The organism is Halanaerocella petrolearia (assembly GCF_054657875.1).
Genome location: NZ_BAAHXW010000002.1, coordinates 946,825 through 970,596 on the forward strand (window position 1 = coordinate 946,825; position 23,772 = coordinate 970,596).

28 protein-coding genes and 1 pseudogene are annotated in these 23,772 nt (G+C 35.3%); 28 read left to right on the plus strand and 1 reads right to left on the minus strand.

Annotated features, from left to right (window positions below; genetic code table 11):
• Positions 1-36 precede the first annotated feature (36 nt).
• The 9 genes from ACYQ39_RS12080 to ACYQ39_RS12120 are packed head-to-tail and all read left to right on the plus strand — an operon-like array spanning position 37 to position 4,600.
• Positions 37-246, plus strand: a complete 210-nt coding sequence (locus ACYQ39_RS12080) for an HI1506-related protein (RefSeq protein WP_459843439.1) — start codon at positions 37-39, stop codon at positions 244-246.
• Between the two features lie 25 nt (positions 247-271).
• Positions 272-697 carry a gp436 family protein gene (locus ACYQ39_RS12085; RefSeq protein ID WP_459843442.1) on the plus strand — a complete coding sequence of 142 codons (426 nt, stop codon included), beginning with the start codon at positions 272-274 and terminating at the stop codon, positions 695-697.
• Positions 698-708: 11 nt separating this feature from the next.
• Entirely contained in the window at positions 709-996 is a 288-nt protein-coding gene (locus ACYQ39_RS12090) for a hypothetical protein (RefSeq protein ID WP_459843444.1), read from the plus strand.
• Positions 997-1,019: 23 nt separating this feature from the next.
• Complete coding sequence (locus tag ACYQ39_RS12095; RefSeq protein ID WP_459843447.1) at positions 1,020-1,499, plus strand: phage virion morphogenesis protein; 480 nt, start codon at positions 1,020-1,022, stop codon at positions 1,497-1,499.
• 11 nt (positions 1,500-1,510) lie between these two features.
• Complete coding sequence (locus ACYQ39_RS12100) at positions 1,511-2,011, plus strand: hypothetical protein (protein WP_459843449.1); 501 nt, start codon at positions 1,511-1,513, stop codon at positions 2,009-2,011.
• A gap of 21 nt (positions 2,012-2,032) precedes the next feature.
• A complete protein-coding gene (locus ACYQ39_RS12105) occupies positions 2,033-2,248 on the plus strand; it encodes a hypothetical protein (protein WP_459843452.1) in 216 nt (71 codons plus the stop codon).
• A 20-nt stretch (positions 2,249-2,268) separates the two neighbouring features.
• Positions 2,269-3,702, plus strand: coding sequence for a DUF2586 domain-containing protein (locus ACYQ39_RS12110; RefSeq protein ID WP_459843455.1), 1,434 nt, complete (start codon positions 2,269-2,271; stop codon positions 3,700-3,702).
• Between the two features lie 45 nt (positions 3,703-3,747).
• Positions 3,748-4,182: a hypothetical protein gene (locus ACYQ39_RS12115; RefSeq protein ID WP_459843458.1), complete on the plus strand. Its 435-nt coding sequence runs from the start codon at positions 3,748-3,750 to the stop codon at positions 4,180-4,182.
• A gap of 28 nt (positions 4,183-4,210) precedes the next feature.
• The gene (locus ACYQ39_RS12120) at positions 4,211-4,600 is read left to right on the plus strand and encodes a DUF6848 family protein (protein WP_459843461.1); all 390 of its coding nucleotides are present in this window, start codon (positions 4,211-4,213) and stop codon (positions 4,598-4,600) included.
• A gap of 220 nt (positions 4,601-4,820) precedes the next feature.
• Here the strand turns inward: ACYQ39_RS12120 and ACYQ39_RS12125 are convergent, their stop codons facing one another.
• Positions 4,821-4,973, minus strand: coding sequence for a hypothetical protein (locus tag ACYQ39_RS12125; RefSeq protein WP_459843464.1), 153 nt, complete (start codon positions 4,971-4,973; stop codon positions 4,821-4,823).
• Positions 4,974-5,049: 76 nt separating this feature from the next.
• On the opposite strand from ACYQ39_RS12125, the gene ACYQ39_RS12130 reads away from it, so the two are divergent.
• The 19 genes and pseudogenes from ACYQ39_RS12130 (at position 5,050) to ACYQ39_RS12220 (ending at position 23,764) form a co-directional block, all read left to right on the plus strand.
• Positions 5,050-7,851, plus strand: a complete 2,802-nt coding sequence (locus ACYQ39_RS12130) for a phage tail tape measure protein (RefSeq protein WP_459843466.1) — start codon at positions 5,050-5,052, stop codon at positions 7,849-7,851.
• A 2-nt stretch (positions 7,852-7,853) separates the two neighbouring features.
• Positions 7,854-8,426, plus strand: coding sequence for a baseplate complex protein (locus tag ACYQ39_RS12135; RefSeq protein ID WP_459843469.1), 573 nt, complete (start codon positions 7,854-7,856; stop codon positions 8,424-8,426).
• The gene (locus ACYQ39_RS12140; RefSeq protein ID WP_459843471.1) at positions 8,423-9,184 is read left to right on the plus strand and encodes a hypothetical protein; all 762 of its coding nucleotides are present in this window, start codon (positions 8,423-8,425) and stop codon (positions 9,182-9,184) included. Before ACYQ39_RS12135 ends, ACYQ39_RS12140 begins: the two co-directional genes overlap by 4 nt.
• Positions 9,163-9,933, plus strand: a complete 771-nt coding sequence (locus tag ACYQ39_RS12145) for a type VI secretion system Vgr family protein (RefSeq protein WP_459843473.1) — start codon at positions 9,163-9,165, stop codon at positions 9,931-9,933. Before ACYQ39_RS12140 ends, ACYQ39_RS12145 begins: the two co-directional genes overlap by 22 nt.
• 163 nt (positions 9,934-10,096) lie before the next feature.
• Complete coding sequence (locus ACYQ39_RS12150) at positions 10,097-10,507, plus strand: GPW/gp25 family protein (protein ID WP_459843476.1); 411 nt, start codon at positions 10,097-10,099, stop codon at positions 10,505-10,507.
• Positions 10,507-11,643, plus strand: a complete 1,137-nt coding sequence (locus ACYQ39_RS12155; RefSeq protein ID WP_459843478.1) for a baseplate J/gp47 family protein — start codon at positions 10,507-10,509, stop codon at positions 11,641-11,643. Before ACYQ39_RS12150 ends, ACYQ39_RS12155 begins: the two co-directional genes overlap by 1 nt.
• A gap of 1 nt (position 11,644) precedes the next feature.
• Entirely contained in the window at positions 11,645-12,667 is a 1,023-nt protein-coding gene (locus ACYQ39_RS12160; protein ID WP_459843481.1) for a phage tail protein, read from the plus strand.
• The gene (locus ACYQ39_RS12165; protein ID WP_459843483.1) at positions 12,664-12,957 is read left to right on the plus strand and encodes a hypothetical protein; all 294 of its coding nucleotides are present in this window, start codon (positions 12,664-12,666) and stop codon (positions 12,955-12,957) included. The genes ACYQ39_RS12160 and ACYQ39_RS12165 overlap by 4 nt, the downstream gene beginning before the upstream one ends.
• 3 nt (positions 12,958-12,960) lie before the next feature.
• Positions 12,961-13,449: a signal transduction protein gene (locus ACYQ39_RS12170; RefSeq protein WP_459843486.1), complete on the plus strand. Its 489-nt coding sequence runs from the start codon at positions 12,961-12,963 to the stop codon at positions 13,447-13,449.
• 11 nt (positions 13,450-13,460) lie between these two features.
• The gene (locus ACYQ39_RS12175) at positions 13,461-13,823 is read left to right on the plus strand and encodes a hypothetical protein (RefSeq protein ID WP_459843488.1); all 363 of its coding nucleotides are present in this window, start codon (positions 13,461-13,463) and stop codon (positions 13,821-13,823) included.
• Positions 13,823-14,869 (plus strand): SUMF1/EgtB/PvdO family nonheme iron enzyme, encoded by a 1,047-nt coding sequence (locus ACYQ39_RS12180; RefSeq protein WP_459843491.1) that lies wholly within the window; start codon positions 13,823-13,825, stop codon positions 14,867-14,869. The genes ACYQ39_RS12175 and ACYQ39_RS12180 overlap by 1 nt, the downstream gene beginning before the upstream one ends.
• A gap of 83 nt (positions 14,870-14,952) precedes the next feature.
• Positions 14,953-15,288 (plus strand): diversity-generating retroelement protein Avd, encoded by a 336-nt coding sequence (gene avd, locus ACYQ39_RS12185; RefSeq protein ID WP_459843494.1) that lies wholly within the window; start codon positions 14,953-14,955, stop codon positions 15,286-15,288.
• Between the two features lie 490 nt (positions 15,289-15,778).
• The gene (locus tag ACYQ39_RS12190) at positions 15,779-16,720 is read left to right on the plus strand and encodes a reverse transcriptase/maturase family protein (RefSeq protein ID WP_459843496.1); all 942 of its coding nucleotides are present in this window, start codon (positions 15,779-15,781) and stop codon (positions 16,718-16,720) included.
• A gap of 164 nt (positions 16,721-16,884) precedes the next feature.
• On the plus strand, positions 16,885-17,334 hold the full coding sequence (locus ACYQ39_RS12195; RefSeq protein ID WP_459843498.1) for a hypothetical protein: 450 nt from the start codon (positions 16,885-16,887) through the stop codon (positions 17,332-17,334).
• A 180-nt stretch (positions 17,335-17,514) separates the two neighbouring features.
• Positions 17,515-18,120: pseudogene (locus ACYQ39_RS12200) on the plus strand (L-ribulose-5-phosphate 4-epimerase); the annotation flags it as partial.
• A gap of 36 nt (positions 18,121-18,156) precedes the next feature.
• Entirely contained in the window at positions 18,157-19,764 is a 1,608-nt protein-coding gene (locus ACYQ39_RS12205; protein WP_459843501.1) for a xylulokinase, read from the plus strand.
• Positions 19,765-19,935: 171 nt separating this feature from the next.
• Complete coding sequence (gene fsa, locus ACYQ39_RS12210) at positions 19,936-20,583, plus strand: fructose-6-phosphate aldolase (protein WP_459843503.1); 648 nt, start codon at positions 19,936-19,938, stop codon at positions 20,581-20,583.
• A gap of 22 nt (positions 20,584-20,605) precedes the next feature.
• Entirely contained in the window at positions 20,606-22,576 is a 1,971-nt protein-coding gene (tkt, locus tag ACYQ39_RS12215; protein WP_459843505.1) for a transketolase, read from the plus strand.
• A gap of 159 nt (positions 22,577-22,735) precedes the next feature.
• The gene (locus ACYQ39_RS12220; protein WP_459843507.1) at positions 22,736-23,764 is read left to right on the plus strand and encodes an aldose epimerase family protein; all 1,029 of its coding nucleotides are present in this window, start codon (positions 22,736-22,738) and stop codon (positions 23,762-23,764) included.
• Positions 23,765-23,772 lie beyond the last annotated feature (8 nt).

Below are 23,772 nucleotides of genomic sequence, written 5' to 3' on the forward strand. Positions count from 1 at the left end.
GGGTTTGAAAGGTTTATTAAGGAGGTGGACAAGCGTATGGCGGATGTTATCCGTATTACATCAAAAAAAGAGGGTTTTAGAAGATGTGGTGTAGCTCACTCTTCTAAGCCCCAAGAGTATCCTGGTGATAAATTTAGCAAGGAAGAACTTAAACAGCTAGAGTCAGAGCCTATGCTAGTTGTTGAGAAGTTAGAAAAGAAAAAGAAAAGTAAAGGCAAAGGAAAAAGCAAGGGAAAGAAAAAATAAGAAGTGCAGAAAAGAGTGGTAACTGATGTACTGTACTCTAGATGATTTATTAGAAAGATATTCAGAAGAAACTATAATTGATATTACAACTGATGGCGGTCTTGATGATACTCAAATTAATTCCACTAAAGTTGATGGGATTATCGAAGATACAACTGCTCTAATTAATTCTTATGTGCAAAAGAGGTATGATGTTCCACTTAGTCCAGTACCTAAAGTTATTAATAAAATAGCAGTTGATATAGTTGTATATGAGCTGTTTTCTGATAGAGGTATTGATGAAGAAAGTGAACAGGACATTATCCGCAAACACAAGAATGCTATGAGGTTATTGGAGAAGATAGCTAAAGGTCAAGTGACTATTGGTGCTTCTTCTCCACAGGCGGACAATACTATAGAAGTTGTTAGTCAAGACCGAGTTTTCTCACGAGATAGTTTGCAAGGTTTTTAGGAGGTGTTTCTTTGCTAGTTATTTTAGGCAATATAGTTTGGCTTTTAGTTGGGATATTATTTTGTGCTCATTTGAGTGTAAGCATTTATCAGCAGATTAAAAGCATTAAAGAATTGGATAAGACAGAGGAGTTAAGAAAAGAATTAAAAACTGTAATTGAAGATGCACCGCAAACAATTGCCCAAGACATAGCTGATAAGATTGAGATTAATATTAATGGAGATTATTTTGCTGAACATCCTTTTTACCAAGAAGATTCAGAATTGGAGGATGTTCCAGAGAAATTAAAAGATATTTAAAAAGCCCTTTAAGGGGTGATTAAATGGGGATTAAACTAACAGGTGATTTTAATAAGTTTAATCAGGATTTAAAAAAATTAGTTGATTTTAACTTTACAGGACTTCATAAAGAAATTGGAGAGTATTTAGTTGAAGCAACAAAGGATAGATTCAAAGATGAAGAAAGTCCAGATGGAGATAAGTGGGAGAAGTCACATCGAGCCAAAGCAGAAGGTGGCAAAACTTTAAGTGATAAAGGAACACTGAAAAATTCTATCACTTACAAAGCAACAAGCAAAAAAACTGATGTAGGAAGTAATATTATTTATGCAGCAGTTCATCAACAAGGGAAAGAAATTAAAGTTAAAAATGCTGACTACCTTCATTTTAAAGCAGGAGGCAGATGGGCTAAAAAGAAAAAGGTTGAAATTCCTGCTAGACCATTTTTAGGTATTAGTGAAGAAGATCAGGTAGAGGTCAAACACATTATTAAAGATAGGATAGATAATCACTTAGGCAGTTAGGAGGGAGAAAATTGATTTCATTATATAAAGATTATTTAAAAAATATTTTAAATAACATGGAGTATGATGTAAAGATTTATGAGGGGCTTAAAAAATTAGGTCGTAACAGATTTCCAACTCCTGCTGCTTTTATCTATCTTTCTGAGGATGAAGATTTAGAAACAGATGGTGAATTAGTAAGTAAAGAAGATGATTTAGAGAATAAAATGAGGTATTACACCAAAAGAGTTTATAAGGTTACGAACTATATTTATGTTTTGTTTGTAGCTAAAGAGGAATCAGATGCAACTGAATTAAGAAATAAATTCTTAGCTGCACTAGATAAAAAGATTCAAGATAGCAACAATAATAAAGTAGAAATTGAAGTTAATAAATCTTCTTTACATTTAACTGGCGATATATTAAAAAAGAAAGTTGCTAGAGAATTACTTTTAGAGTTTGAAGGTGGAATTTACACCACCAAGACATTTAAGTTAGTAGATTTAGCTCCAGAAGAAGGAAGTATTGAATAATTTATGCTAGGAGGGTAGAACATGGCTAAGAAGAAAGAGAACTCGAAGAAAAGTAAATCTAAGACAAAAGAAAAGCTGATTACTATTGAAGAATTAGCTAAAAAGCATGATATACCAGGTTATGTAATGGCTGGAGTTAAGCAAAGAAATAATTGGGGGCAAGGCAAGAAAGTTAGCGAGAGTGATTTTAAAGAAAAAGTGAAGTCGTTTTTAAAAGGCAGAATGAGTAATAGATAAATAGAAAGGAGGACTAATTGATGTCATTACCAAATGTAAATCATAATATTCAAGATGGAGCTTTGGGAGTTGCAGTTAATGATCCGTCAGGATTGCACGTAAAAGTTGGAGTTAGTGCCCAAGGCGAGGATAATAAATTTATGATTTTTACCAGCAGTGACAAAAAAGCGGTAATTGAGGAATTAGGAAGTGGTCCACTTGTAAATGCTATCTTTGATTCTTTCTCTGCTGGAACAACAACTGTTTATGCAGTTAAAGCAGCTCAAGGCGTTTCAGGTTCTACAGGAGATGTTACTTCTGGTGCTAATAATACTGGTCTAGGAGATATGACGGTTTCTGGAACTCCTTTAGATTCTTATGAAGTTATTGTAGAGATTATAGATGGAGGGGCACTTAATGAGGCAACCTTTAAGTATAGCCTTGATGGCGGAGACATATTCTCGCCGAAATTAACTGTGCCTACAGATGGCAGTTATGAAATAGTTAATGCAGGTATTACTTTAGATTTTTCTGAGGATGATACAACACCTAGTGATTCATTTAAGTCGGGTGATAAGTGGACGTTTGAGACTCAAGCTCCACAACCAAGTGTTCAAACTGTAGGAGATGCAATTGATGTAGCTTTAGAATCTAATTTAGAATATGAATTTATTCATGTGATTGGAGAAAGCGATTCAGCTATGTGGGCTGCACTAGATGCGAAAGCAACTGAGGCAGAAGCAAACTATAGATTTATCCACATTATAGCAGAAGCTTATTCTCCAGCAGAAGGAGAAGATGTTGATACATGGGTACAAAATTTAGTTGATGAAAGAAGTAGTTTTGCTTCAACAAGAGTTTCTGTTGTTGCGGGCAGATTAGAAGTGTCAGATGCTGATTTTGGAAAAATTATTGAAAGAAATGGAGCAGGTAAATATGCAGGGAGATTAAGTAGTATTCATGTGGGACGTTCTCCAGGTAGAGTTATGGAGGGAAGCATTCCAGGAGCAGTTGAGATTAGACCACAGGGTATTAACTCAGGTCATATTGAAGCATTAGATGCTGCGGGATATATTACTTTCCGACAGTATGAAGGATTGGATGGAATTTATATTACAAATGGTCGCATGATGGCTCCAGAGGGGTCAGATTATACCTATGTTGAGTTGAGAAGACCAATGGATAAAGCTTGCCGAGCTACTCGAAAGAAATCATTGTTATTTGAACATGATGAAGTTGAGATTACAGATGATGGCAAGATTAAAGATGTTTCTAACTTCAAAGCCAATGTTGAACAGCCTATCAACTCGATGGCTGATGATGGAGAAATTTCTGGAGGACAAGTTATTATTCCATTAGACCAAAATATTCTATCTACTTCTAAGCTAAAAGGTACAATCAAGATTGTGCCACTAGCGATTATGAGAGAAATTGAATGGGATATCTCTTATGATAATCCATTCTTAGCAGGTTAGAAAAGCCTGATATAAGTTTTGCTAAGTATGAAAGGAGGAAGTTATATGTCTGTTAATGGTAAAAGTTATGATTGGGAATCAATTAGTATCAAATTACCTTATGGGACTATGATTGCTATTGAAAGTATCGAGTACAGTGATGAAAAAGAGACTGAGGCTAATTATGGGAAGGGCTCTAACCCATACGGCTATGGAGAAGGTAACTACTCTGCTGAGGGTAAGTTGACAATTCGTCGAGAAGAGTTTGAGAAGTTTGTAGATTATGTTAAGCAAAACAGCGAGACTTTATATGGTTTAGACCCATTTCCGATTACAGTTAGTTATGCTAATGATGACCAACCAATTACGACTGATAAACTGCCGAAGTGTAAATTTAAGTCCAATTCAACCTCTACTTCTCAAGGGGATAAAAAAGTTAATGTTGAAAAAGACTTTGTTATTTTAGCACCAATTGAATGGAATGGCTTACCAGCAAACTAAATCTAAAATAAATTAGGAGGTTACAACAATGAGTAAAAAAGAAAAGACTGCACAAAAGAAAGGTAAAGAGAAAAAGGCTAAACAGGAAGGTGTAACTTTAGAAGAGAAGATTAAAAACCTTAAGAAGCAGTATGGCACTATTTATGAAATTGCTGCGGAAGTTGATTTTGAAGGTGGCGAAGAGATGGTATTCATCTTTAAGAAGCCAGGGCGAAGTGAATTAGGAAGATATTTAAAAACTGCTATGACAGATGCCTACCGTGCTATGCATAATTTAGTATTTGACTGTTTGGTATATCCAGAAAAGGATGTAGTAGTTAAGATGGTCGAAGAAGAGCCAGGATTGATTGTTGCTTTAGGTAATGAATTACAAGACCTAGTGGGAATCAATAAAAATTTTACGAGGAAGAAATTGTAGATCGGTTTAATTTAATTAAACAAAATGGTTTAGCACAATCTGAGCTACTGATTAAAAAGTGGTTTAATCTTTCTCAAAGTGAGATAGACAAGTTAGATGATGATGCTTTTTATACTAAAGCAGCAGAGTCTTTATTTTTGCAAGAAACTGAAATTGAAAATATTAAATTAGGATTCATGAAGGCGATAGGAGAACTTTTTAAAAAATAAACCCCTTCGCCTTAAGCTTCCTTGAATGCTTTGCAGAAAGTAACAATTAAATCATAAATCATATACAAGACAGGTGGTAGAAATCTTATAATACTGTATAAAATTCCTAAAATAGCTCCAATACCAAAAGAAGTTCCAATAATCATTATAAGAGCAGCTAACATAATTTATCACCTCATTATTATTAGTATAAACAAATCTTACTAAAATTATACCCAGAAAGGTAGGTGTTGTCAACAAATGGGAATGGAATCTATATATAAATTAGGAGTAATAGTTTCAGCAGTAGATAAATTAACAGGACCAGTAAGAGAAATGGTTGGTTCAGTGCAAAATTTAGAGGATAATATGAATCATGCTCAAAAGACTATTGACTTAGGGCAGAAGATGGCTACTACTGGTGCTGCTGTTTCAGGAGCTGCTGCAACAATGGGTTTTGGTTTAAAAAGCATTATAGATCCTGCTTCACAAGTAAAAAGTGAGTTGCAAAAGTTAAAAACTGTGACAACATCTACTATGGGTAGTATAGATAAATCACTGGCTAATACTAGAAAAAGGGCTGTAGAATGGTCTAAAGCTCATACTAATTCTGCTCAAGAATATATTAGAACAACTTACATGATGGCTTCTGCTGGATTAAAAGATCAACAAGCAATAGCAGCTACTGAAACTGCGTTAACTGTAGCAAAGGCAACAATGGCAGATAGTGCTCAAACAGCTAATTTAGTAGCTACTATGTATAATAACTTAGGTGATAAGACAGCAAATGTTACTAATGAAATGGGCAGGCTAGGAGATATACTAACTAAGACTCAGCAATTATTCCAGTTAAAGAATCTAGGGCAATTACAGGAAGGGTTAAAATATGCTATTCCTTCTGCTAAACAGTTTGGAACTTCTGTTGAAGAACTTAATGTTGTGTTAGGTAAATTAAATAATGCTGGGATGCAAGGGAGTATGGCAGGAACGGCTTTTGCTTCTTCTATGCGTAAGATGATGAGTGCTTCTAAAAAGTTAGGCTTTGAAATAGCTCGAACTGCTGATGGTGGTATTTCATATATAGGAACATTGAAAAATATCAAAAAGCAGTTTGGTGGATTTAATAAGATGTCAGATGAGACTAAAATGGCTTTCCAGAAAGCATTTGGAGCAGAAGGCTTGCGGGCTATCTCATTATTAAGTGGGGAAGTTGGAGATTTACAGAAGAAATTAAAACAAGTCAAGAATTCTAAAAACGCAGCTGCTAAAGCTCAAAAAATAATGGAAGCACCACCTAATGAACAATGGCAGATATTACTTAATAATCTTGATGCACTAAAAATGGCTTTAAGCCAACAAGTGTCACCAACATTAAGTTTAACTATAATGAATGTTACAACATTTATTCAAAAGCTAACTGATATAGCGAAAGCACATCCTACTATAGCTAAAACTGCAATGATGATTGCTGGAATAACAACTGCCATCTTAGGAATAGTAGGACCAATTATGACAGTCATGGGTGCTTTTACAATGATGGCTGGATATGGTTGGAAAAGCTTCCTTCATGTTAAGAAGGGATATTTAAAATTAAAGGGTTCTTTAATGGATGGCAAATTAAATGCTGCACTTGGTAAAATCAAAACTGGTATGGTCAATATGGCTTCTGCTGCTAAAAAGGCAGCTATATCAGCTGCTCAAAATTTAAAGAAAATGGCTATTAGTATCTATCAAACAGGCAAGCAAGCTGCCATAACTGCTGCTACTTCAATGAAAAAATTAGCAGTATCAGTTTGGAACTTTGGGAAACAAGCAGCTATGCAGGCAGTTAATGGATTAAAAAGCATGGCTTTAGGCTTGGTTCAGATGGCTAAAAAAGCAGTTTGGGCTGGTGTTAATGCCATCCCAACTTTAGTTGCTAGTGTTTGGAGTTTTACCACTGCCTTACTTGCTAATCCAGTTACCTGGGTAGTAGTTGGTATTGCCGCACTAACAGCTGGAATATATGCACTTTGGAAGAATTGGGATAAGGTTGTAGCATTTTTACAAGGAGCTTGGAATTCCACAGTGAGTATGGTAGTAAGTGCCTTTAATTGGATTCAAGATACTATTGATAATACTTCTAATAAAGCTTTAATGGTAGTTAGTTTCTTTATGCCTTTTATAGGTTTGCCAGCTTTAGTGATTAAAAATTGGAGTGCTATTAAAACTTTCTTCATTAATTTATGGGGAGGTATTAAAAATAGTACTACATCAGGGATTCAATTTATTAAGAATGCTTTTATAGGGTTTAAGAATTTTTTATTAACCCCTATCCAGTTGCCTAAATTAAGTTGGTCTAATTTTAAAACTTCTTTAAATGATACTTTAACTTGGGTTAAAGGTCTATTTACAACCTTTAAAAAATCAGGTGCAGGATTATGGAATGCATTCACAGATGGTTTGAAATCAGTTATTAATAAACCTAAAGAAACTGTACAAGCAGGATTAAAAAAAGTTAGAAATTTACTTCCTTTCTCAGATGCTAAAGAAGGTCCATTATCCACATTGACTAAAAGTGGTAAAGCTTTAATTGATACTTTGGCTTCTGGAGTTAATAAATCATCTGGCTTAACAGGGATGATGAAAGGTGTTTTAGGTAAAGCTTCTAATTTTCTTAAAAGTTCTAGTTTGCAATTACCTGAGTTACCAGCACTACCAAATTTATCAGCTAAGGCTCAATATGTAGTAGAAAACTTAACTATACCTAGTTTAGATAATTTAAAAGCAAATGCTATGTATGAATTAACAATGCCTGATATACCTTCTTTACCTAAGTTAGCAGGCGAAGCTCAATACGGCACAAAAACTGATTCTAATTTTGCTTCAAGTATTTTAGGTTCTGATACGGGCAATATTTCAATGCCACAGTTCACTGATCAGCAACAGCAAACAGAATCAACAAGTACTACTGGAAGCCAAATAGTTATTCAGGGTGATGTTAATTTGAATGTTGAAGAGGTTAATGAACCAACTGATTTAGTTGATGCATTACGCAAATTCAAAGATGAAATAGGTGGTTAATTATGAAAGTTATTACTAATGACTATGGGCTGATTAAATTAGGGGATAAGGTGATACCAGGTGTTTATCAAAATATGTCTGTTAAGAACTCTATTAAAATTGATGAAGTGGATATTAAAGGAGCAAGCGGAACTTCAAAACAGCCTCAAGGATATAATGATGCTAAGATAACATTGACTTTAAAACTACAGACAGACAATCAAACTGATTGTTATGAAAAAGTAGAGAAGTTAGTAAGTATTTTTCAAAATACAGATTCTAATGCTAAACCCTACATTTATAATGTGGTTAACAGATTAACTTCTGCTTGGGGAATTGAAGAAGTTGTTTTTGATGATTTAAAAACTAAAGATACTAATAAAGATAACACAATTCTTGCCGAACTTCATTTTGTCCAGTACAAGCCAGTTGTAGTAGAAAAGGAAGAACGAAGCAATTTAGAACAATCTGATGAAACAGATGTAAACGGATTCTCAGGTGATAGCTATAGTTATTATTCTGATTCTCAATCGGTTAGTTTACCACCTTCTCCTGCTGAGGATGATGATATACCAGGAGGCGAAGTTGTATCATGATTGAATATATAGCTCCTTATTTTCATATTACAGTTGGTTCAAAAGAGATTAAGAAAATTAAAAGTTTCGAACATATCAGTAGCAGGATTACCCCTGTAGATTTAGCTGAAATAGAATTAACTTCAAAAGAAGATAGTTTACAAGTTGGACAAGAGATTATTATTAAACAAGGTTATAGGACTAAAGGGTTATGGCAACTTTTTAAAGGTAACATCAATAATTTAACTAATGACAATAGAACTAAATTATTCTGTAAAGATAATATGGCAGCACTTAAGGAAGTTAAAATTACTAAAAGTTTTGTTGATTGTACGCCACAGGATATCTTAAGATATAGTCTTAACCAAGCTGGAGTGGATTATACATTAAGCTCAAAAGTTTTTAGAAAAAAACATCATTTTGTAGTTAGAAATAGAGATGTAATTACATTAGTAAAGTTGATTAATGAAACCTGGGGGTTAGATTTTGATTTTTATTTTGATGATGAGACATTTTTCTGGGGCAGTTGGCAAGAATCGCCTAGATACTCCACAGAAGAGATAGTTAAGTTTGAATATGGCAAAAACATCATTGAGCTAACTCCTAATAGAGATGGTTCAGGGCTGTTGAAAACAATAGCAGTACCTTTTTTGAAACATTCTAATGTAATTAAGATTACCCATCCTAGTTTTGAAGGATTGGCTAAAATTGATAGGATAAGAAACCATTATCAAGATAAGGGGAGGTGCTATATTGAATGGCAGGAGTTAAAGAATTAAAAGATATTGTTAGGAAAATAGTTCTAGAAGTATTTCCAGAGTTGCAAGGTTACCAGTACCCTATTAAAGCAAAAGTAGTTAAAGTTCATGAATCAGGTGGTAAGGTTAATGAATTTGACAATCTATATTCTTGTGATGTGCAACCGCTTAAAAAGGATGGGTCAGTAGATGAAGAATCTCCAGTAATTCCTGATGTAGAAATACCAGTAGTTTGGGCGGGGGATCAAAGAGGTGTCTTTTGTCTTCCTAAAAAAGGAACTGTTTGCAGAATAGGATTTTACTATAATGACCCTGCTCACCCTTATCTTGATGCAGTATTGCCACAAGGTTATGAGATACCTGACCATGCTATTGATTCAATTATTATTCAGCATAGCGAAGGAATTAAAATTGAGATTACTCCTAAAGGTGAAATTTTAGTTAAAACGAGTGAAAAAATGACAGCAGAAATTGAGAAATTGCTAGAAGTTATTATTCCAAATTTCACTTTAGAAGCTAATAGCAACGGAGAATTGAAAGTTAATGCAAGCAAAGAAGTAACGTTAACTTCTCCTCTAGTTCAAGCAATAGCAGATAAGATTATTTTAGGAGCGGAGACCCATCCTGTAGCTTATGCGGATGTAGTTAAGGCAATTTATGATTCTCATAAGCATCCATATGGTTGGACTGATGGAGGAGGTAGCGGGCAAACTGGAACGCCTATCCCTGTTATGACTGGGCATGATTCCAAAGTTAGTTTTACTAAATAAGGAGGTGGTGTTGATGAAAGAATACTTAGCACATCTTGGGTTCCATATTATAGCTGCTATACAACATTGTGTTCATGCAATAATCCCTCAAATTGATTTTGACTTTAACAAAGAATAGCATCATGAACCTATTGGATAGTAGCGACAATAAGTGGGTGATTTTATGGGAGAAGAAATTTATGGAGTAGATATTTCTTGGAAAGATGATTATGAATTATTACCTGCTGGAGATGTTGAAACTGTTGCAGGAGTAAATTGTGTAATACAGGATATAATCAATGAGTTTTCTACTCCTAAAGGTAGTTTGTTTTATGATTCAGAGTACGGGATTGATATTTGGAAGTATTTACATGAAGAGAATACTTTTATTAATCGTTTAGGTATTACCCAAGAAATAAAAAAAGTTTTAAAGAATAATGCTAGGATTGAACCAGCTACTGCCAAAGCAGAAGTGATTAATTGGGATTTAGAGAAAATTAAGCTTAAAGCTAGTTTTAAATTAATCTCAGAAGATAATCTTGTTAATTTAATTTTGGAATATAATCAGCATAATCTTGAGGTGGAGGTGATTTAATGGACTGGAAGTCATTAATTGGGTTTAAAGATTTTGATACTTTAACTCAAGAAGCTAAGGATAAAATGGAGAATCTGAAAAGTAGAATTACTAATTGGAATAATGGCGGAGTGTTTAAAACACTTACCTATGTTGCATTAAAAGGTGTTGAAGAATTATATAAACTGCTTGTAAAAGTCCTGCCTCAAGGTTATGTTCAGTATGCTACTGGGGTTTGGTTAGAATTAAAAGTAGCTGAAATAGGTCTTGAGCGAAAACCTGCTACTAAGACAAAAGGTAGTGTAACCTTTGTTAAAGATGACCCCTCAGCAAACCTCAAGGTAGAAGCAGGTAGCATTGTTAAAACTAAGGTTTCTTCTCAAGGGGAAGAGTTAAGATATTTTACTACTAGAGATGTTGTTTCTGTAGCTGGTGAAAGTCAATTTGAAGTAGAGGTTGAAGCTGAATTTGCAGGAGCTAAGTATAATGTAGGGACTGGTTATATTACTACTTTAGTAACTCATATTCCAGGAGTAGAAGAAGTCTCTAATTCAGCTGATTGGATAATTAAAGAAGGTACTGAGGAAGAGTCAGATGACAGTTTACGAAATAGATATTTTTTAAAATGGTCTGAGCTTTCGACTGGTAGTACTAAGGATGCTTACGAATCATGGGCTAGAGCTACTCCAGGAGTAGTTGATGTTGAGATTGATGACATGCACCCTAGAGGACAAGGTACTGTTGATGTGATTATTCATCCTGCTAGTCAAGAATTAATACAGCAAGTTACCGACTATATTAATGAAAGAAAACCTCTGATTGATAATGTCTTAGTTAGAGACCCAGAGTTTAAACAGATAGATTTCGATATAGTTTTAACTTTAGATGAATTTTATGGGGACGAACAGGATATTGTAGATGAAGCAGAAACTATAATTAGTGCTTTTTTTACTGAAAATTATGATTTAAAACAGTCAATGGGATTGGAAGCACTTAATTTAGGTGATGATTTATACACGGGGCAAATAACTTATTATTTAATGAAGATAGATAATGTAGTAGATGTAGAAATTATTCTCCCAGATGATAAAACAGCCACTGCTTATGAATTGTTGACTCTAGGAAATATCAATTTAGCAACTGAGAGGGCTGGTTAATATGAATTTTTTTAATTATCTGTGGGGGCTATTAAATAGACCTCTTAAAAAGGGAGAAGAAAATAAAAAGTGGCTAACTACCTTGGGAGAAGAACTTGATGAATTAAAGCAGTCTATTTTTGATGTTAGAAGAGCTTGGCTTGTTAAGACAGCACCTAAAAATGGGCTTGAATTATTAGGTGAAGCAAGGGGTTTGCCGAGATATAAAGGCGAAGATATAGAATTATATAGGGAAAGAGTATTAGCTGCATTTGACACATATCAGCAAGGCGGAACTTATCCAGCTATGAAAAAGACTTTATCTGTCTTAGGTTATCCTAATTCTGAGATTCAACTTTTATATAAGACAGACCCAGACCGCTGGGCAGAGTTCAATATATTCTTAAATCAAGAGAAGATAAATGAAACACAAAATTTAGATATTGTAAAAAAAGAGGTAAGAAGGATTAAACAAGCCAGTTCCTTACCTAATTATATAGCTACTTATTACCAAAAACTTATAATCAGAACAAAAGAAATTACTGGTAATTCAGATAAAAGACCTGCTTGTGGTACGATTACATCTTCTGATAATAACTTTTGTAAGTTCCACAAATATGAAGGTCATGCTGAAAAGAGTATTTTCAATCTAAGCTTTCAGGATATAGTTGCAGATCACAAGCCCCAAGAGTGTAGCAAAACTCAAAAAAATGTTAATCAAGGGCTTGCTGTTAGGTCAGATTTTAATTTAACTAAGACCACTGAGAGTGAATCTAATCAACCAGTATCTTGCGGGACTTTACGAGGCGGAGAGAAACATATAAAATTTAATGCCTCTTTAAGGGCGGTTAATTTGACCTTAAAAAGTGAAGTTGTCAATAAAAATAATGTATTGCAAGTGAGTAGCCAAAGTACTAAGACAACTCAAAATGGAGCAAGTGAGCTAAATGATATTACAATAGATGCAAACATTGAAATCAGTTCTAATGCAATTCCTGTATGCAGTTCCACTACAAAATATAGTTCAGGGAGGTTGGTATCTTGAATGCCACTGGAATAGATAGACTTACAGAAGAAATTGAAGATTTTTTAAATTCAGGCAGGTGGACAGTTGATGGTAGTACAGTAACAACTGAGATAAGAAATGTTGAACGAGATGGCGGGCATATTAGAATTTTTCTCTATCTTCCTGCTTCTGATAATTCTGCCACAATAACAAAAGTAGAATTAATTGATGATAGAGGGCATGTAATTGATGAAAAGAATGATGTCTTAGAAAAAGAAGCCCGCAAAGGGAAAATGGTTGCTTTTGATTACACAATTGAGGAGGTGTAATAATTGGATTACGGAAAGAATTACAACCCGATTCAGTGGCAAGATGAGATAGTAGATGAAGGAACTGGGGAAGTATTGGTTGAAGGAACACTTTTCGACCAAGAAAATATGAACAGAATGGAAGCTGGTATTGATTTACAGAATATAGCTAATGCCTATACTATTACAGTAGCTAGACAAGCAAGGAGTAACTCGCTTGAACTTGATAAGTGGAAAAACCAACGACTCCAAGAAGGGGAAGTAGAAATCACCAATAGTAATGATGGAGATTATTTTCAATCTTCTGACCCTGTAGCTTTAGTAGCTCTTCCAGGTTATATGCAATTTGATTCTCCTGATTATTCTGTAGTAACAGAGATAATCGAAGGTGACCCAGCATTGATTGGTGATGTAATGATTTATGATAAGACTAGCAATGGCTTCAAGATTAAATATACTGGTTCAGCTGATTCTGCAAAGATAAGATATATATTAGCTAACCCTGATGTCTAAGGAGGTAAAAAATGAAAATAGAAGAGATGAATCAAGGAGCAAAGATACCTTATACTGTTGATGAGACTAACAAAACTATAACTTTTGATGGTCAAATAACAGTTGGTTTAACAGAGGAACAAGGCAATATTGAGCAGGTTGTTGATATTGGATTAGATAAGAATAGAAATTTAATTAAAGATAGTGGCAAGTGGTATATAGCTAATATAGTTATCCCTGGAATAGAGCATAAGCTTGTTGATACTGGAGAAGTTGACGAGGATGGGAATAAAGTTTTTGAGAAGGTACAAAAGGAATTAAATCTAGATGATGTAGAATTAGCTTTATGGAATTTACCGAGTATCTACAATAATAATAATGGAGGGATAGAATAATGAGCTTTGTATTAAGTCAGAAGGACTCATATAAGCAGCTAGTTGAAATGCAAACAGGAGGAAAGAATACAGTAATTTTTGATGATAAAGGTTACCCGTCAGTTATGGTTAGAATACCTAAATTTTACTTAGACGAGGTAGTTGATGGAGCACCACATGAGATTCATCCAGCATTTAAGGTTGGTGGAGAGATTAAAGATGTTATTTATATCTCCAAGTATCAAAATATCATTAATGATGGACGAGCTTATTCCTTGCCTCACCAAGACCCAGAAGTGTATGTTGACTTTGATCAAGCTAGAAACGCCTGCTTCTCAAAAGGTAATGGGTGGCATCTCATGACCAATGCTGAATGGGCTGCCATAGCTCTTTGGTGTCGAAAAAATGGGTTCGAACCTCGTGGGAATAATGATTATGGGAAAGATATAAGTGCTCCATATGAAAGAGGAGTAGCAGTTGGGGCAGATAGAGTTGCGACTGGTTCTGGTCCAGTAACTTGGGCACACGACGGGACACTAGCAGGCATTTATGATATGAACGGTAATGTGTGGGAGTGGGTTGATGGACTTCGACTGGTGGACGGTAAAATTTGGGTTTTTGATGATAATGACTTCATGACTGATAATGTGGCAGGAGATACTACAGGTTGGCATGACACTGCTACATATATTGATAACTCAGTAGCTGGTGACAGCGTAGAAGATAGCCATAATGTAGGTGGGGATTTAGTCCTTAGTGATACTAGAGATAATCCAATGTATGATAGTGATGTTAATGACCAATATGGCTATAATGACACCTTGTTTGAAAATTTAACAGCGGATACTACAGTTCCTGACTTACTAAAGCACCTTGCTATCTATCCCGCAGGTGCAGGATACAATGGTGACAATGTTTGGGCACGAAATTATGGAGAAAGGGCTGCCGTGCGTGGCGGGAGCTGGGACAACGTCTCCAAGGCTGGGCTGTTTGCTCTGAACTTGTACTACCGTCGCTCGGACTCGTACAACAGTATTGGCTTCCGCTCCGCTTATATTCCTCTGTAATCTGCAATCTGGAAAACTAATAATCTGTCAGGGTGGACGATAGTCCATCCCTGAACTTTTCATAATACAAGAGGTGGTAGTAATTGGAGAATCTGATAGTATATCAAAAAGCATATGATATGACTCAATATGGATATCAAGCACTAAAGCAATTTCCGAGGTCAGAAAAATATACTTTTGTAGCAGAGATAAAAGAGACTATGGTTAAGATTTTAAGGATGATTATAACTACTAATAAGAAGTATTATAAAAAGACTACAATGCAGAAATTAGATGCAGAATTAGAGGTCTTAAAGACTTACATAAGATTAGCACGTGACCTTGAATTCCTGCCCTTCAAAAAATATGAGATTTGGTCTAAGAAGTTACATGAAATAGGCAAATTAATTGGAGGTTGGTTGAAGAGTATAGATAAATAATTTTCTTTGGGGAGAAAGCCATTGTGGCTGCCATGCGTGGCGGGAACTGGAACAACGACTCCAAGGCTGGGCTGTTTGCTCTGAACTTGAACAACCGTCGCTCGAACTCGAACAACAGTATTGGCTTCCGCTCCGCTCTAGTCTAGTAGAAACATTGGTCAGAAGTTAACAACCTAAGTGGTTGTTATCCAGTACCAGCAATAGATTAAAGGGGCTTTCTTCCCTGCTGAGATACTTCAAGTCCCTCCAGCAAAAAACATAGATTGCTGAAAAAGTAGCTAGTAGGCTAGAATAAGCTCGAAAGCTACTACGTTCAGCACCAATAATAATTTAGGGTGGTGTTATTATTCCTAAAACAATCAAGAATCTATATAGCAAGATATATGACTTTGAAAACCTGTACCAAGCATACAAGGAAGCTAGGAAATCAAAGAGATTTACCAATCAAGTTTTAGAATTTAGTGCACAATTAGAATCTAATTTAATTCAGTTGCAGAATGAGCTAATTCACAAGCAATATAAAGTAGGTGAATATAATAGATTTTATGTATATGAGCCGAAAAAACGACTTATCATGGCGTTGCCCTTCCGTGATCGAATAGTTCAATGGGCAATATATAGGCAGATAATGTCTATCTTCGATAATCAGTTTTACGAGTATTCATGTGCCTGCCGACATGACAAAGGAACTCATTATGCAGTTGAGAAGCTACAATATTGGTTGCGAAAGTTAGACAGAAGCCCTAAAAAACATTATTATCTCAAGGCTGATGTAGCAAAATACTTTTATCGGATTGACCACAGGAGGCTACTTCAAATTATTAAGAGGCAAATAGGCTGTCAGGATACTTTAGACCTCATCTGGGAAATCATTAAAAAGGATGACGGAGAGTTTGGTGTGCAGTTAGGAGACCATTATTTTGAAAGAGAAAAGGTAAGAGGGATAGGAATTCCAATTGGAAACCTAATTTCCCAGCTGTTTGCCAACGTCTATCTGGATTGGCTAGATAAGTATGTGAAGCATAATTTAAGAGTTAAGCACTATATAAGGTATATGGACGATTTTGTGATACTAGGCGAGGACAAGAAAGAGTTGCATAAGATTAGAGAGGAGATTGAAGTATTTCTAGAAGATTACTTGCACCTTGAATTAAATAATAAAACAGCAGTAAGACCAGTTGATTTAGGGATTGATTTTTGTGGCTATGTGACTTGGGCTACCCATAGAAAGTTGCGTAAAAGCACTAAGAAGAAGATGAAAAGAAGGATTAAGAGGTTATCAGTTAAGTTTAAGGAAGGAGATATAGGATTAGATAAGCTAAATGCGACAGTCCAATCCTACTTAGGGATACTCAAGCATTGCAATAGTCATAATTTGAAGAGGAAGATATTTGGCAAAGATGTAATGAAGTTGATTCCTAACATAGAATAAAGTCTATGGTCAATAGTGACTATAAACTTAGATTGGATTTCATATCAATATATGGTAGAATAGTATGTAAGCTAGGCTGTAGTTCTAGACTATAGTTGAAAGGGAGGTTATCCGAGCCTCCTTGCTTTATTTTAAATCGGACAGACACTATCGGAGGTGTTAAAATGAATATTGATGAAATTTTAAATTTAAACGAAAAAGAGTTTTTAGAGTCAGCAAAAGAAGTTGAACAGATTATAGCTGAGAGGATATTTGAGTTTAATGTTATCAAAGCAGAGGACAGTGTATTTGGAGCAGCTAATTATGTATATGACCCTAATGCTGAAAAAGACGGCAAAGGAGGAACTTCTACTTGTTTAGTAGGTGGTAGCTGGGAGAAAGCTAGAAAGGATGGAGAAGTTATAGAATTTTATGGTTGTTTAGCACCTGCTTATTGCAGTGATATGGATTCTGCTCTAAAGATACTTCAAGAAGTAGAGGGGCATAAGTTCATGGACTGCTTGATGAAAGTTACGAGCATAGAAGCGTTAGATAAGAATGACATTTTTAAGCTGATTAAGGGGTTATCTCCCAGCAAGATTGCTAGAGCAACATTAGTTTACATAGAGAGTTAATTAAGTAGATGAGTTATCTGCTTTTCCCCTGCACAAGGGGATTTTTACATATCTATAGGTTATTTTAGGATAGGATGGTTTGGTTTATTTAGGTTTTAATGGTGTTAAAATGCTGTTTAAAGGACAAATATTTTTAAAGAAAGCTGTCCGATTTTTTAAAGCTCAAAGTCTGCTTACAGAAATGTAAGTGGAATTGATAGAGAGAAAGAATTAGTAGTGATTAAACCAAGTGGTGTACCATATGAGGAAATGACAGTAGACGATATGGTTGTTGTAGATTTAGAGGGCAATAAAGTTGAAGGTGATTTAAGTCCATCTTCTGATACGGCAACTCATTTAGTTTTATATAATAATTTCTCTGAAGTTGGTGGCATAGTTCATACTCATTCTTCCTGGGCTACTAGTTGGGCTCAAGCAGGTAAACCAATTCCTGCGTTAGGAACTACCCATGCTGATTACTTCTATGGTGATATACCATGCACTAGAAAGATGACTAAAGAAGAGATTGAAGGAGAGTATGAGGCTGAAACAGGACATGTAATAGTAGAAACATTGGTAGATAAGAAGGCATCATATCTACCAGGAGTCTTAGTTAATAATCATGGACCTTTTTCTTGGGGCGAAGATGCTGCTAATGCTGTTCATAATGCAGTTGTAATGGAAGAAGTAGCTAAGATGGCTTATCGAACTGTAAAGTTAACGCCAGAGATTCAAGCAATTAATCGAGTTTTGCTAGATAAACACTTCTTAAGAAAGCATGGTAAGAATGCCTATTATGGACAATAATAATTAGTCAAAATAATCAAGGATGGAGGTTTATTTATGAATTCAGAGCCAAAAGAAACCCAAGCAATGATTAATAATGGAAATACTGTGTTAGGTATTGAATTTGGTTCAACCCGGATTAAGGCAGTCTTACTTGATGGGAATAATGAAATAATTGCTACAGGTAGTCATAACTGGGAAAATAGTTATATAGATGGAGTTTGGACCTATAGCCTAGAAGAGATTTGGGAAGGGGTTCAAAGCAGTTATAGAGATATGGCAGATGATGTTAAGGCCAACTATGATGTTGAACTGACCAAGGTGGCTTCTATTGGTTTTAGTGGAATGATGCACGGATATTTGTCTTTTGATAAAGATGATAAGCTACTTGTACCCTTTAGAACATGGCGTAATAACTTTACTGAAGAAGCAAGTAAAAAATTAACCGACCTCTTTGATTATCCTATTCCACAGCGATGGAGTATTGCCCATTTATATCAAGCAGTCTTAAATGGAGAAGATCATGTAGGTGAAGTTAATTATATGACGACTTTAGCAGGTTATGTTCATTGGAAGTTATCTGGTAAAAAAGTATTAGGTGTTGGAGATGCATCAGGAATGTTCCCAATTGATATTAAAACAGGCTCTTTTAATAAAAAAATGTTGAATCAATTTGATGAATTAGTGGCAGACAAGAATTTTTCCTGGAAGATAGAAGATATTCTTCCGACAACATTACTTGCAGGAGAAGATGCAGGTAGACTGACTGAAGAGGGAGCCCAACTTCTTGATCCTTCAGGGAAACTTGAAGCCGGAAGTTTAATGTGTCCACCTGAAGGAGATGCTGGAACAGGTATGGTAGCTACTAATAGTGTTGCTGAACGGACAGGGAATGTATCAGCTGGTACATCTATTTTTGCAATGGTAGTTCTTGAAGATAATCTAGAAGAAACTCATTCTGAACTAGATTTAGTAACAACACCATCAGGAAAACTAGTTGCTATGGCTCATTCCAATAACTGTGCCTCTAATTTAGATTCTTGGATTAATCTCTTTAAAGAAGTAACGACTTCTCTAGGCTTTGATGTAGATATGACAACTTTATATGACACTTTATTCAACAAAGCACTTGAAGGTGATAAAGATTGTGGTGGTCTTTTAGCTTATGGATATCTATCTGGGGAACATATAACAGGTTTTGAAGAAGGTCGTCCATTGTTTGCAAGATCTTCTAATAGTAATTTCAATTTGGCAAACTTTATGCGTGTTAATCTACAGAGTGCTTTAGGTGCTATGAAGATAGGAATGGATATTCTTTTAAAAGAAGAAGGTGTCAAGTTGGATAAGATGCTGGGTCATGGTGGTTTATTTAAGACAGAAGGTGTTGCTCAGCGTTTGATGGCTGCAGCAGTTAATGCACCAGTTTCTGTTATGGAAACTGCCGGTGAAGGTGGTGCTTGGGGAATTGCCCTGTTAGCATCTTATTGTCTAAATAAAAAAGAGGATGAAAGTTTAGAAGGCTTTCTTAATAAATATATTTTTACAGATCAAAACGAATCCATCATTGAACCCGATTCTGAAGATGTTGAAGGTTTTGAAGTCTTTATGGAGAGATATAAAGAGTGTCTTCCTGTGGAAAGAGCAGCCGTTGAATATTTAGAATAATCAATAAAATATTAGAGTGAATATTTAGAAATAGTGGTGGTTTAAGTTGAAGATTTATAGGATGCTGAATCTATGAATGACTTGGCCAATCTAGATTATTTATTACTTGATATAGATAGTATCTTTTATTTAGAAGAATAGAATAAAAAATATATAGGAGAGTGATAAGAGATGAAATTTTTCATTGATACTGCTAATTTAGAGGAGATTAAGAAGGCTACAAGTTTAGGTGTGATTGATGGAGTAACAACTAATCCAAGTTTAGTTGCTAGAGAAGGAGATGTTGATTTTCATACTCGAATTAAAGAGATTTGTGAACTAATAGAGGGACCAGTAAGTGCTGAAGTTATCAGTCTTGAGGCTGAAGGAATGATCGAAGAAGCTAGAGAGTTAGCTGAGTTGGCCCCTAATGTAGCAGTTAAGATTCCAATGACAGAAGAAGGGTTGAAAGCAGTCAAAGTTTTAGAAAATGAAGGGATCAAGACTAATGTAACATTGGTATTTTCAGCTAATCAGGCTTTATTAGCTGCTAAAGCAGGAGCAACATTTATTAGTCCATTTGTAGGTCGCTTAGATGATAGAGCCCATGAAGGAATGAAGTTGATAGAAGAGATTAATCAGATCTTAGAGAATTATGGATTAGATAGTGAAATCATAACAGCTAGTATTAGAAGTCCTCGCCATGTAAAAGAAGCAGCATTAATAGGAGCAGATATTGCTACAATTCCATTTGGAGTCGTACAGAAGATGTCTAAGCATCCCTTAACTGATATAGGAATTCAGAGATTTTTAGATGATTGGGAGAGTACAAAAGAGTAATTGAGAATAGGAGGGAAAAGAGATGTTAAAGCAAGTAGCTAATATAGTTAGAGGTTTATCAGCTGATGGAGTTGAAAAAGCTAACTCAGGCCATCCAGGCTTACCACTTGGTTGTGCTGAAATAGGAAGTGTACTTTATGGAGCGGAGATGAGTTATGATCCAAGTCAGTCGAGTTGGCCTAACAGAGATAGATTTGTCTTATCAGCAGGTCATGGTTCTATGTTCTTATATTCATTATTACACTTATCAGGTTTTGATGTGAGTTTAGATGATTTAAAAGAGTTTAGGCAATTGGATTCCAAGACACCAGGTCATCCTGAGTGTGACGAGACTGATGGTGTAGAGACTACAACTGGGCCACTAGGACAGGGATTTGCTAATGCAGTAGGAATGGCAGTCAGTGAGAGAATGCTAGCTGAGAGATATAATACAGAAGAGTTTGAGATTGTAGATCACTATACATATACTCTGCTTGGTGATGGAGGTATGATGGAAGGAATCGTATCTGAAGCAGCCTCTTTAGCAGGCCATCTAGATTTGGGTAAATTAATTGCTATCTATGATGATAATGAGATTTCTATTGGTGGTGACACAGATATTACCTTTACAGAAGATGTGCCAGTCAAATTTAAGGCTTGTGATTGGCATGTAATTGATGGAGTTGATGGGCATGATCCAGAAGCTATTCAATCAGCCCTTGCTCAAGCTAAGAAGGTTACAGATAAGCCAAGCTTAATTGTGGCAGAAACTAAGATTGGATTTGGCGCTCCAAATAAAGAAGGAAAGAGCTCAGCACATGGTGCCCCGTTAGGAACAGAAGAAATTAAAGGGATGAAAGAAAATTTAGGTTTACCAGTTGATACTGATTTTTATGTATCAGATGAAGTAAAGGATTTCTTTGCTCAAAGACAAGAAGAGCTTAAAGAAGAAAGAACAGCGTGGGAAGAAGAATTTGCCCAGTGGGCCAAGTCCAATCCAGAGCTTAAAGAGAAATGGGATCAAGCTCACAACCAAGAGTTACCAACTGACTTACGAGAGATAGTTGAGGAGGTTGAAATAGAAACTCCAGTTGCAACTAGAAATGTTTCTGGTGCTTCATTAAGAAAGATTGCAGATGAAGTTGATTATCTAGTAGGAGGGTCAGCAGATTTAGCTCCATCTAACAAGACTTACTTAAATAAATATGATGAGATTCAAGCAGGTGAGTATCAAGGTCGCAACTTCCGTTTTGGAGTTAGAGAGCATGCTATGGCAGCAATGGCTAATGGTATTATGCTACATGGCGGTTTAAGACCATTTGTATCAACCTTCCTTGTCTTCTCCGATTACATGCGAGGGGCAATCAGATTATCTGCTTTAATGAATCAACCAGTAGTTTATGTTTTGACTCATGACTCTATTTATGTAGGAGAAGACGGGCCAACTCATGAGCCAGTTGAACATGTAGAATCACTGAGATTAATACCTAACTTAAAAGTTATTAGACCAGGTGATGCAGAAGAGACTAAAGCTGCTTGGGCTCAGGCCATGGAGAGAACAGACGGGCCAACAGTATTAGTTTTAACTCGTCAGAGTCTACCACATATAGAAAAAGATGATACTACTGCTATCTATAAAGGTGGTTATGTAGTCAGTGAAGAGGAAGATGCAGAGGTTACTTTATTAGCTAGTGGTAGTGAAGTATCTCTAGCAGTAGAAGTAGCAGATAAGTTAGCAGAAGAAGGAAAGTCTGCTCGCATTGTATCTATTCCAGATAGAGATAAATTCTTAGCTCAGGGTAGTGACTATGTAAACCAAGTTTTAGGTGACCCAGCTACTTTACGAGTGGCTATGGAAGTAGGTGTTGGTCAAGGCTGGTATCAGTTCTTAAGACAAGGAGATCATCTGGTAAGTATGGATACTTTTGGTGCTAGTGGACCAGGTGAAGAGGTTGCTCAGAAGTTTGGTTTTGAAGCTGAAAAGATAACTCAGGACATTTTAGCTAAATTATAATAGCATTAAGTTTTAAACTATCTCAGTTGGCATAGATATTACTGTCTATAACCAACTGAGATAGTTTATTAGTGAGTTGTTTTTATGGAACAACGTGTTTTAGGTAGAACTAATTTAGAAATAAATCTGCTAAGCTTAGGAGTTATAGGGGGGGAAGGAATGAAAATTAAAAAAGAACAATTTGGTAAACTTAAAAATGGTGCAAAGGTAACTAAATACTTATTAATTAATGAAAATTTACAAGTAAATGTGCTTAATTATGGAGGGGTTATTACAGAAATATATACTCCAGACCAAGATGGAAATAAGGAAAATATAGTCTTAGGATTTGATAATATTAAAGATTACGAAGAGAGATCTCCTTACTTTGGTGCTATTATAGGACGCCATGCTGGTAGGATAGAAGGAGCAGAATTTACTATTAATGACCATATATATAAGTTGGCCCAAAATGAAAATACAAATAATTTGCATGGTGGGCCAATTGGTCTTGATAAAAAGATATGGGATGTTACAGAAATAGAAGATGGAATAGAATTAAGTTATTTTAGTCCTCATTTAGAAGGAGGCTTTCCAGCTAATGTAGAATTCACAGTTAGATATTTACTAAAGGGGAATAAATTAATAGTAGAATATAAAGCTAAACCGGATCGAGAAACTATTATTAATTTAACTAATCATACTTACTTTAACTTATCAGGTAGTAGTAAAACTGACATGCTAGATCATCAGTTGATGATAAGCTCTGAAAGATTTGTAGCTCTTGATGAAGAATCAATTCCTACAGGAGAAATCAGAGAAGTTGAAGATACTCCTTTTGATTTTAGAGAACTTAAAGAGATTGGTAAAGATATAGAGCTAGATTATAAACAGCTTAAATTTACAGATGGTTTTGATCATCCCTTTGTTTTAGAAGATAATAAAGACAGTATAGTTCTTAAAGAAAAAGAAACTGGTAGAGCAGTTAGTATTTCAACTGATCAACCAGTTGTAGTATTTTATGCTGGCAACCAGCTTGGAGATGAAGGATTATTAAGTGATGGAGTAGAATCTAAAAAAAGATTAGGAGTCTGTTTAGAAACTCAAGATTATCCTAATGCAATAAACTTAGATAAATTTCCTACTAAAACTTATACTTCAGATCATTTATATAGAGCAAGAACAGAATATAGATTTTATATAGATTAAATTTTTTT